Annotated in this window: 1 pseudogene; it reads left to right on the forward strand. The window is 40.2% G+C overall.

What is annotated here, in order from left to right:
- A pseudogene (locus KO500_RS10345) lies at window positions 1–316 on the forward strand (hypothetical protein); the annotation flags it as partial.

The raw sequence follows: 316 nt of genomic DNA on the forward strand, positions 1-316 counted from the left end.
TGTTGATGATGGACAAGAAGATATCGATGGTACAGATCCATTAAATCCATGTGATCCTACACAAGTTGCAGGTTACACAGGATATGATTCAACCAATGCACTTTGGTTGGCTGCAGATTGCGATGGTGATGGTATTACTAATGGCACTGAATTTACCAATGGGACTGATCCATATAATAAAGATACTGATGGTGATGGAGTTCCAGATGCTACAGATACGGATGGTTTAGATCCATGTAGTCCATCTCAGTCACCTGGTTATACAGGTTATGATTTGAGTAATTCAATTTGGTCAACAGCAGATTGCGATGGTGAT

Origin of the sequence: Cellulophaga baltica (genome assembly GCF_018861125.1) — a bacterium.
Classification (GTDB): domain Bacteria; phylum Bacteroidota; class Bacteroidia; order Flavobacteriales; family Flavobacteriaceae; genus Cellulophaga; species Cellulophaga baltica_A.